Origin of the sequence: Microbacterium maritypicum MF109, assembly GCF_000455825.1 — a bacterium.
Taxonomy (GTDB): Bacteria; Actinomycetota; Actinomycetes; order Actinomycetales; family Microbacteriaceae; genus Microbacterium; species Microbacterium maritypicum_A.
On sequence record NZ_ATAO01000192.1, the window covers coordinates 1 to 9,594 of the forward strand.

Genomic DNA, 9,594 nt, shown 5'->3' on the forward strand with positions numbered 1-9,594 from the left:
CTTCGACATCGCCGCCTGACGGTGTCGCTGCACCATCACGGCGGCTCGGCATCAGGCCGGCGGCTCGGCGTCAGCCCGATCGTGTCATCCTTCGCACTCGGACATCTGCGGCGCGCTCCGCGACAAGCGCCGTGAGGAACGCCCGTCGACAATGAGAAGACGACCAGCTTCTCGACTGTCGCTGGCCCGCGCCACGCTCGAAGGAGAGTCCCCGATGTCCGATTCCGCCGCTTCCGCAGCCGCTGCGCTGCTCGACCGCATCCAGGCGCCGGAAGGCGCAGGCCGGGACATCCCGGATGCCGCGACCCGTGAGGTCATCGGGCGCGCCCCCGTGGCGTCGGTCGACGACCTCGACGATGCGATCGCTCGCGCGAAGGCCGCCCAACCGGCCTGGGAGGCGCTCGGCCACGAGAAGCGGAGCGCACTTCTCCTCGCAGCTGCCGATGCCATCGACGCCAACGCCGAAGGCCTCGCCCACCTGCTCTCCCGGGAGCAGGGGAAGCCGCTCAACGGTCCCAACGCCCGCTTCGAGCTCGGCGCGTGTTCCGCCTGGCTGCGCACCAACGCCACCACGGCGATCGAGCCGCAGGTCCTCGTAGACGACGAGACCCTGCACGCCGAGCTCGTCTACAAGGCGGCCGGAGTCGTCGGTGCCATCGGCCCGTGGAACTGGCCGCTCATGATCAGCATCTGGCAGATCGGCCCCTCCCTGCGGATGGGCAACACCGTCGTCGCGAAGCCGAGCGAGTACACGCCCCTGAGCGTGCTCGCGATGATCGCCGTGATGAACGAGGTACTCCCGGCCGACGTCTTGATCGGAGTCTCCGGCGACCGCGAGGTCGGCGCGCGGCTCGCCTCTCACCCGGACATCGCGAAGATCATGTTCACCGGTTCGACCGCCACCGGACGCCGCATCATCGAGAGTTCGGCCGGCAACCTCGCGCGCCTGACGCTCGAGCTCGGCGGCAACGACGCCGGCATCGTGCTGCCCGGCACCGACGTCGCGGCCATCGCCGAAGACCTCTTCTGGGGAGCCTTCATCAACACCGGGCAGACCTGCGCCGCGATGAAGCGCCTGTACGTGCACGACTCGGTGTACGACGAGGTCGTCGACGCACTGGCATCGATCGCCGGTTCCATGCCGATGGGCAACGGACTCGACGAGAACAACGTGCTGGGGCCGCTGCAGAACCGCGCACAGTTCGACATCGTCAGCCGCCTGGTCGACGATGCCAGGCGTCGCGGTGCGCGCATCGTCACCGGCGGAGAGTCGGCGCCCGAACTCGGGGAGCTCTTCTACCGCCCCACCATCGTCGCCGACATCGACAACGACGCGGCGCTCGTGCAGGAAGAGCAGTTCGGTCCCGCACTGCCGGTGATCCGATACAGCGACATCGACGAGGCCTTCGCGCTGGCTAACTCCCTCGACGTGGGACTGGGCGCCTCGGTCTGGTCGAGCGACCCGGAGGCGGCGCGTGATGCGGCCTCCCGGATGCAGTCCGGCACCGTGTGGATCAACTCGCACGGCGGACTGCATCCGATGGTGCCGTTCGGCGGCGTGAAGAGTTCGGGCTACGGGCTGGAGTTCGGCGTCGAGGGGCTCAAGTCCGTCGCCGTCACCCAGGTCGTCTCGGGCCCCGGCCGGAGGGCCTGACCCGTGCGCTCTGCCATCGTCGTCGGAGCCGGGACCTCGGGAGCCATCGTCGCGCGTCGTCTCACGGACGCGGGCGTCGCAGTGACCCTCATCGAAGCCGGCGGGTACGACACCAACCCGGCCATCCACGACCCCTCCCGCGCGGGCGAACTCTGGCACTCCGCAGAGGACTGGGATTACTTCACCGTCCCCCAGACGCACGCGGGCGGCCGTCGGCTGCATCTGCCGCGCGGCAAGGTCACCGGGGGATCGCACGCCCTCAACGCCATGATCTGGGTGCGCGGAGCCGCTTCAGACTACGACGCGTGGGAGCGCGCCGGCGCACACGGCTGGGGCTGGGCCGAGGTCGAGCCCGTCTACGAGGCCATCGAGAACGACCTGCTGCCGGTCACCGACGACTACCCGCTCTCGCCGATCCAGGCCTCGATCATCGACGCCGCGGTGCAGGAAGGACTGACGCACAACCCGGACTACAACGCGGGCACACTCGACGGAGTCTCGCAGGAGCAGGTCACCATGCGCGACGGCCGCCGGGCCAACACCTGGACGGCGTACGCGCAGCCCGTCGCGGAGAAGCTGACGATCGTCACCGGACGCGAAGTCCATTCGGTCATCGTGCGCGACGGCCGCGCCGTCGGTGTGCGACTGGGGGAGGGGGAGGAGTCCGAAGAGGTCCTCGCGGACGAGGTCATCCTCTCGGCCGGTGCCATCGGGTCGCCCGTGATCCTGCTGCGCTCCGGCATCGGTCCGGCAGCCGACCTCACCGCGCTCGGCATCCCGGTCGTGCAGGACTCGCCCGGTGTCGGGCAGAACCTCCACGACCACCTCCTGTCGCCGGTGATCTTCACCACGCGGCGCCCGGTCGGGCCTCCGCAACCGGGAGTCTCCGTGACGCAGACGCACCTCTTCTGGCGCAGCCGCGACGACCTCGCCGAGCCCGACACGCAGCCGATCAACTTCTCGGTGCCCATGTGGGGCGAGCTCGACCCCCGTGGCGACGACGGATTCACCCTCATGGCCGGCCTCGTGACGCCGCACAGCCGCGGCACTCTCCGACTCACCGGCGCGACGCTCGCTGACCTGCCGGCCATCGACCTGGCGGCGCTGGAGGACGACCGCGACGTCGCCTCACTGGCCGCATCCGTGCGGCAGTGCCGTCGGATCGGAGCACGCCCCGCCCTCGGTGAGGAGTGGGGCGCCGTCGAGGTGTACCCGGGCCCCGAGGTCTCCGACTCCGGAGTGGAGGACTGGGTGCGCCGCACCGCGATCACCTACCACCACCAGGTCGGCACCTGCCGCATGGGCACGGATGCGCAGGCCGTGGTCGATCCGCAACTGCGCGTGCGCGGCATCGCAGGGTTGCGAGTGATCGATGCTTCGGTCATGCCGACCGTGCCCACCGGCAACACCAACGCCCCCGCCGCGATGATCGGCGAACGTGGAGCCCGCTTCGTGCTCGAGGGCTGAGGTAAAAGGGCTGAGGTAAGAGGGCTGAGGGACGAGCGCTGGCGCCGGACAGATCCGGTGTCGACGCCTCTTCCTTTCAGTCGCCGTGCACCCGACGTCCGGCGAACCACGTCGAGATGACCTCGGTGCGCACGATGTCCTCGGCGGGGCCGGCGATCGCGTCACGGGCCAGCACGACGAAGTCCGCCGACTTGCCGGGGGTCAGCGAGCCGGTCTCGTCGCCGAGTCCCATCGCGGTCGCGGCGTTGATCGTGAAGACCTCCAACGCCTCCTCGGCGGTGATGGCCTGCTCGGGCCACAGGGTGCCGGGTGCGCGGCCGAGCGGATCGGCTCTCGTCACGAGACCCTGCAGACCTTCGAGGGTGTTCGGAGAATCGCTCACGGGCCAGTCCGAGCCGCCGGCGACGCGGGCTCCCGCGTCGATCAGTGCCCGGTTCGGCTGGGAATGCTCCGCGCGCTCGCCGAGAACCTCGGCCAGCGCCTGCGGGATCACACCCGGATACCAGATGAACGGCGAGATGTCGGCCGAGACGTCCAGAGCCTGCAGTCGCGGGATGTCCGACTCGGCCAGGAACTGCCCGTGCGCGATCTGGATGGGGGTGGTGAAGCCCTCGTTGCGCAGCTGCGCGGCCGCGTCGAGCACGAGACGTGCCGAGCCGTCGCCCGTGCAGTGCACCTTCGCGCCGAGACCGCGCCGCGCCACGGAGCGGAGCCACCCGATGAGCTCGTCCAGGGTCATGGTGGTCTCGCCGTGGAAGTGCGCGCCGTGCGCGGCGTCCGCGAGATACGGCTCGAGGAACGACGCCGTGCGGGCGGGCGGGACACCGTCGAGGAAGATCTTCACGAAGTCCGGGCGGTGGTGCGCGGTGCGGAACTCCTCGCCGCGGTCGAGCAGCGGCTCGCCGATCGGGTCGAAACCGAAGATCTCGTCGTTGATCAGCAACGACGACACGACCCAGGCATCGAGCTCGTCGGCACGGTCGAGCGCAGCCAAGGCTTCGAGGATCTCGACGGACACGCCCGCATCCTGGAACGTCGTGATCCCGAACGAGTTGAGGATCTCGACGCCGCGGCGCGACGCGGCCGCGTGCTGTGCGGCAGTGAGGCCGCCGCTGCGGTCGTATGCCTCCTGCACCGGGATGCCCGCAGCCTCCAGCAGCACTCCTGTGGGGGTGCCGTCGTCGGGATCGAGCAGCGTGACGCCCGCCTCGGGGATGCTGTCCGCAGTGATCCCCGCGAGCTCCAGCGCCCGGCTGTTCGCCCACCGGTTGTGTCGTGAGTCCTCCATGAGGACCACCGGCCGGCCCCCGGCCGCGTCATCGAGCAGCCGTCGGCTCGCGGTGTTCGCGAGCGACGGCAGCAACGTCGTGGCGACCGCTCCGCCCACGATCCACGCATCCGTCGGCAGGGTGGCCGCTTTCTCGCGCACCCGGTCGAGGATCTCGTCGAGCGTGAGCGAGGGTGCCAGCGACAGCTCGAACAGTTCGGTGCGCCCGGCGAGGGCATGGTGATTGTGCACATCGACGAAACCGGGGTACACCGCGGCGTCGCCGACCTCGAGCAGCTGCGTCCGGCGTCCGCGGAACGACTCGAGGTCAGCGCGCGACCCGACCGCGAGGATCCGGCCGTCGCGGACTGCCAAGGCCTCGACGATCGGGTTCGCCCGGTCGGCGGTGCGGATCACCGATCCGGTGACGATGAGGTCGGCGACGTCGCTCATGTCAGCGGTCTCCGAAGGTCGCGGGTTCGAGATCCGGCGTGTGCAGCGTGGTGGAGAGCAGCCGACCGTGTGCACCGAAGGTGAAGTGCGTGGGCACCTCGCCGCTCTCGTCGAGGCCGAACAGCACGCCGTGCGAGCGGATCGCGTTGACGTCGCGATGATCGGCGATCGTCACCGAGGCGCAGGGGATGACCTTCTCGCGCCAGGCGAATACGTAGATACCCGGCCGCACCTCCCAGACGCTGTTCTCGTCGGTGTCGGCGAGGCCGCGCTCGGGGCCGGCGAGGCACTGCCACGAGTACCAGCGCGGCGAGAGGTACACGTGCTCGTAGGCGTGCTCGGTGCTGTAGACCCATTCGACGCGGCGCCCGATGAGCGTCGTCGTCGGTGCAGCCTCGGCACCCGAGACCTCGGCGCCCTCGATCACGCCGGGGGCGAAGTGGTGCTGCACCCGGGTGCGCCCCTTCTCGGGCGCGGCGAGGATCTCGGAGATCACCGCGAGGGCACGACCGTGACGGAGGTCGAGGATCAGCGAGACGGCCTCGTTCGGCAGGTACCGGTGGTGGAACTGCACGAAATACAGGTCCGCATCGACTTCGAAGGCCTCGTAGTCGTCGGTGTCGGATGCCGCCTCGGTCGCGTCCTCTGCACCCGGCTGGTACTCCCAGGTCACGGCGGCGTCGGCGAACCGGTGGACGATACGGGTGCCGCGGGCGTCGACGACCGTGATCTCGCGGCCGCTGAGGGCGGTGCTGTGCGGAGCCTTGTTGGCGTCGAAACCGGGGGCGAGGCCCTCCAGCGGCAGCCAGGTGGAGGTGTCGGCGGGGTTCAGCGTCGTCATGGTCTTCGTGGTTCCTTCTGTCGGTGGGGGCGGGGAGGTCAGCGGTCGCTGAACTTCTCGAGGTCCGTGGCGAGGCCCTCGTACACGGCGGGCCTGGAGCGGCGGAGATAGGCGCCGTAGACGATGCCGCCGATGAGGGCGAGCACCAGCAGCAGCGGCATCAGCCGGATCGCGAGCTCTTCGGACCCCGCCACTATGTTGAAGTTCACGATCGCGAGGACCGAGATCGCGGCGATACCGAGGAACCCGATGCCGGGGGCGATGAAAGTGCTCCACCACCGCGGATCCTGGCGGCGTCGGAAGTACACGACGATCGAGATGGCCGCGAGCCCCTGCAGGATCAGCACGCTCAGGGTGCCGAAGCCGAGCATCGCCGGCACGAGGGTGAGGATCGGATCGGCGCCGGCGATCGCGAAGATGATCGCGACGATGCCCGCGAACCCGGCCTGCACGATGCCGGCGAGCTGCGGGGCACCGTTCGCGCGGGTGCGAGCGAGTGCCTGCGGGAGGATCTTCGCGCGCCCCAGCGAGTAGAGGTAGCGGGTCGCCGAGTTGTGGAACGCCAGCATCGCCGCGAACAGGCTCACCAGGAGCAGGATCATCATCAGGGTCGTCAGCGGACCACCCAGGTACTGCTGCGAGATCGAGAAGATCAGGTCACCGGTCGGCAGATGTTCGAGGGCGGTGGCCTGCGCCTGGGCGACACCCGTCGCGCTGACGACGGCCCACGTGGTGACACCGAGGATCACGCCGATCGCGATGATCGAGGTGTAGGTGGCGCGCGGGATCGTGCGCAGCGGCTGCTTCGCCTCCTCGCTGAACAGCGCGGTCGCCTCGAAGCCGAGGAAGCCGGTCGCCGCCAGCAGCAGGCCGATGGGCAGCGACCCGGAGAACACGGCCTCGGGGCTGAAGGCCGCCAGGTCGTAGCCGGTCTGCACGAGCACGGAGATGTCGAAGACGACCAGCATGAGCACCTCGAGCACCAGGCAGACGCCCAGAACCTTCGAGCTGAAGTCGACGCCGATCCGAGCGAGGACGAAGCACACCACGATCGACAGCAGTCCCCACACCAGCCAGTTCACATCGAGACCGGTGAGGTCGCGGATGATCGTCTGCATGAAGAAACCGCTCGTGCCGATCGTGCCGACCACGAAGAAGTTGTAGCCCAGCGTGGCGATCAGACCCGCGATCAGGCCACCGGTGCGCCCGAGGCCCTTCACCACGAAGGCGTAGAAGCCGCCGGCATTGACCAGCTGCTTCGACATCTGCGCGTAGCCGATCGCGAAGAGCAGCAGGATCCCTGCCACCAGGAAGAACGACATGGGTGTGCCGCCGCCGTTGCCGAGGGCGATGGCCAGCGAGGCCACGACCACGATGCCGGTCAACGGTGCGACCGCGGCGAGGACGAGGAAGACGATTCCGGCGACGCCGAGGGCGCCAGGACGGAGGGAGGTGTGGTTCTGCGTCGTGGACGCAGATGTCGGGTCTGCCACGTCGGCTCCTTTGCTGGTGACGGCCGTGCGGACACGGCATCGACGACGAGGGGAATCGTCGATAGAGCGAGTCTGCTCGTGCCGCCGCAGCGGCGCTTGACCCTGAGCGAAGGACGGTGGTGTCACCGTGCACAGCCGCTCGGCGAGCGTTCGCGGTGCCGATGAGGGGGTGGAGGATGACCGGGACGACACCGCCGTCCTCAGATCGCACCGCCCGGTGCCAGACGGCGTGCGGAGGACGAGATGGATCTGCAGCTGCAGGGGACGACGGCCCTCATCACGGGGGCAGCCGGCGGCATCGGCCGCGCCACCGCCCACGGGCTCGCTGCGGAGGGCGTCCGTGTCGCTCTGCTCGACAGTGACGGTGCGGCGCTGGACGACGTGGCCCGCGACTGCCCGGATGCGGTGGTCCTGACGGCCGATGTCACGGACGAGGGCCAGGTGCAGGCCGCCGTGCACGCCGGGGTGGCGGCGCTGGGGAGGCTCGACGCGGTCGTCTGCTGCGCCGGTGTGTCCGGCCCGGTGGGGACGCCGATCGAGGAGACCACTCTCGACGTCTGGAATCGGGTGCTCGCCGTCAACGTGACGGGGTCGTTCCTGGTCCTGAAGCACGCCCTGGCGGCGCTGCGCGAAGCGGAGGCCGCCTCCGTGGTGCTGCTCGCCAGTGACTCGGCCCTCGTCGCGTCGCCCGGTATGGTGCCGTACTGCACGTCGAAGGCGGCTCTGGTCCAGTTCGCTCGCGCGCTGTCCGTCGACCTCGCCGACACCCGTATCCGGGTGAACACGGTGGCCCCGTCGATCGTCGACACTCCGATGAGTCGGAGCGACCTCGGCGCTGCGGCCTTCGACGATCCGCCGTTCCCGGTGCAGAGCGCAGCGGAGGTCGCTGCCCACGTCGCGTACCTCGTGTCGCCTCGCACCAGGGCCGTCAACGGCACCAGCATCCTCAGCGACTTCGGGTACACCGCCCGTTCGGGATTCCCCGCCTGACGCGACCGCGTCGGGCAGCAACAGCGCACGCGCGCCAGAACACACAGGAGCACACATGGGAGCTGTGGTCGGATCGACCGTCTCGGGACGCGTCGTCGTCATCACCGGAGGAGGAACGGGCATCGGAGCCGCCATCGCCGAACGATACGCGGCCGAAGGTGCGCATGTCGTGGTCGTCGGGCGTCGCCCGGAGCCCCTGCATGAGGTCGAACGCGCGGTCGGGGCCCTGCCGATCATCGCGGATGCGGCCGATACCGCCTCCGCGAAGGCTGCCGTCGCCGACGTGCTCGCGCGGTTCGGGCGCATCGACGTGCTGGTCGCGAACGCGGGCGGCCACGGATTCTCGCCGGTGGGGGAGACCGACGACGAGAGCTGGGATGCGGCGATCCGCGCGAATCTCACCACGGCTTTCACGATGGCGAGGGAGGCCCTGCCCGCGCTGATCGAGGCGAAGGGGCAGATCGTGATCGTGTCGTCGCTCGCGGGGCTCTTCGCCGGACCCTCCGTCGCCGGGTACACGGTCGGCAAGCACGCCCTGGTCGGGCTCACGCGCACTCTCGCGCGGGACTACGGCCGGCACGGTGTGCGCGTGAACGCCGTCTGCCCCGGGTGGGTGCAGACGCCGATGGCCGACGAGGAGATGGACGAGTTCGCCACGCACGCCGGTCTCGGCTCCCGCGAGGAGGCCTACGAGAAGGTCACCGCTGACGTGCCGCTGCGCCGTCCCGCCCGACCGGCCGAGATCGCCTCGGTCGTGCGGTTCCTCGGCTCGGGGGAGTCGTCGTACATCACGGGGGCGGTGATCGTCGCCGACGGCGGCTCGCACGTGGTCGACGTGCCGACCATCGCCTTCGATCACGCCGGGATGTGACCCGGCGCGCGGCCCGCGCTCATCCGCCGAGATAGGCGCGGTGCAGGAGGCCGGGGTCGGTTCGCAGGGCATCGGATGCCCCTTGGAACGACACCCGGCCTCCCGCCACGACCACGGCTTCCTGGGCGAGATCGAGGGCGAGCTGCGTGAACTGCTCGACGAGCAGCACGCCCACCCCGGAATCGGCGATCGACTTCACGATCGGCATCAGGCGCAGGAAAACGACGGGGGCGAGGCCCAGCGACATCTCGTCGATGAGCAGGATGCGCGGCTTCGCGGCGAACGCGCGCGCGAGGACCACCATCTGCTGCTCGCCGCCCGACAGCAGGGCTGTCGGCGCATCGATGCGCTTCTCGAGCTCGGGGAACTGCGCGAGGGCGGCGTCCAGCTCTCCGGGGGTGCGTGCGGTGAGGGAGATGTTCTCGCGCACGGTCAGCGAGGGGAAGACGGCGCGTCCCTGCTCGATGTGCACGATCCCGCGGCGGGCTCTCGCGACGCGGGACAGCCGGTCGATCGGCTCGCCGTCGAGGGTCATGCCGCCGGCGGAATGCGGGGTGA

The 9,594-nt window shown here is 69.9% G+C and carries 8 protein-coding genes; 4 read left to right on the top strand and 4 right to left on the bottom strand.

What is annotated here, in order from left to right; translation table 11 throughout:
- Positions 1 to 214 precede the first annotated feature (214 nt).
- Positions 215 to 1,654 (top strand): aldehyde dehydrogenase family protein, encoded by a 1,440-nt coding sequence (locus tag L687_RS32710; RefSeq protein WP_021200031.1) that lies wholly within the window; start codon positions 215 to 217, stop codon positions 1,652 to 1,654.
- 3 nt (positions 1,655 to 1,657) lie between these two features.
- Complete coding sequence (locus L687_RS32715) at positions 1,658 to 3,121, top strand: GMC family oxidoreductase (protein WP_021200032.1); 1,464 nt, start codon at positions 1,658 to 1,660, stop codon at positions 3,119 to 3,121.
- 76 nt (positions 3,122 to 3,197) lie between these two features.
- Here L687_RS32715 and L687_RS32720 read toward each other — a convergent pair whose 3' ends face one another.
- Genes L687_RS32720 through L687_RS32730 form a run of 3 tightly spaced genes read right to left on the bottom strand, consistent with a single transcriptional unit; the run spans position 3,198 to position 7,175 of the window.
- On the bottom strand, positions 3,198 to 4,841 hold the full coding sequence (locus tag L687_RS32720) for an amidohydrolase (protein ID WP_021200033.1): 1,644 nt from the start codon (positions 4,839 to 4,841) through the stop codon (positions 3,198 to 3,200).
- Position 4,842: 1 nt separating this feature from the next.
- Entirely contained in the window at positions 4,843 to 5,682 is an 840-nt protein-coding gene (locus L687_RS32725; RefSeq protein ID WP_021200034.1) for a molybdenum cofactor biosynthesis F family protein, read from the bottom strand.
- Positions 5,683 to 5,720: 38 nt separating this feature from the next.
- Positions 5,721 to 7,175, bottom strand: coding sequence for an APC family permease (locus L687_RS32730; RefSeq protein ID WP_021200035.1), 1,455 nt, complete (start codon positions 7,173 to 7,175; stop codon positions 5,721 to 5,723).
- Positions 7,176 to 7,418: 243 nt separating this feature from the next.
- Between L687_RS32730 and L687_RS32735 the strand changes: the two genes are divergently transcribed.
- Positions 7,419 to 8,165, top strand: coding sequence for an SDR family NAD(P)-dependent oxidoreductase (locus L687_RS32735; protein ID WP_021200036.1), 747 nt, complete (start codon positions 7,419 to 7,421; stop codon positions 8,163 to 8,165).
- Between the two features lie 55 nt (positions 8,166 to 8,220).
- Positions 8,221 to 9,036, top strand: a complete 816-nt coding sequence (locus L687_RS32740) for an SDR family NAD(P)-dependent oxidoreductase (protein ID WP_021200037.1) — start codon at positions 8,221 to 8,223, stop codon at positions 9,034 to 9,036.
- 19 nt (positions 9,037 to 9,055) lie between these two features.
- On the opposite strand, the gene L687_RS32745 is transcribed toward L687_RS32740, so the two are convergent.
- The coding region (locus L687_RS32745) for an ATP-binding cassette domain-containing protein (RefSeq protein WP_021200038.1) at positions 9,056 to 9,594 on the bottom strand (539 nt) is incomplete at its 5' end.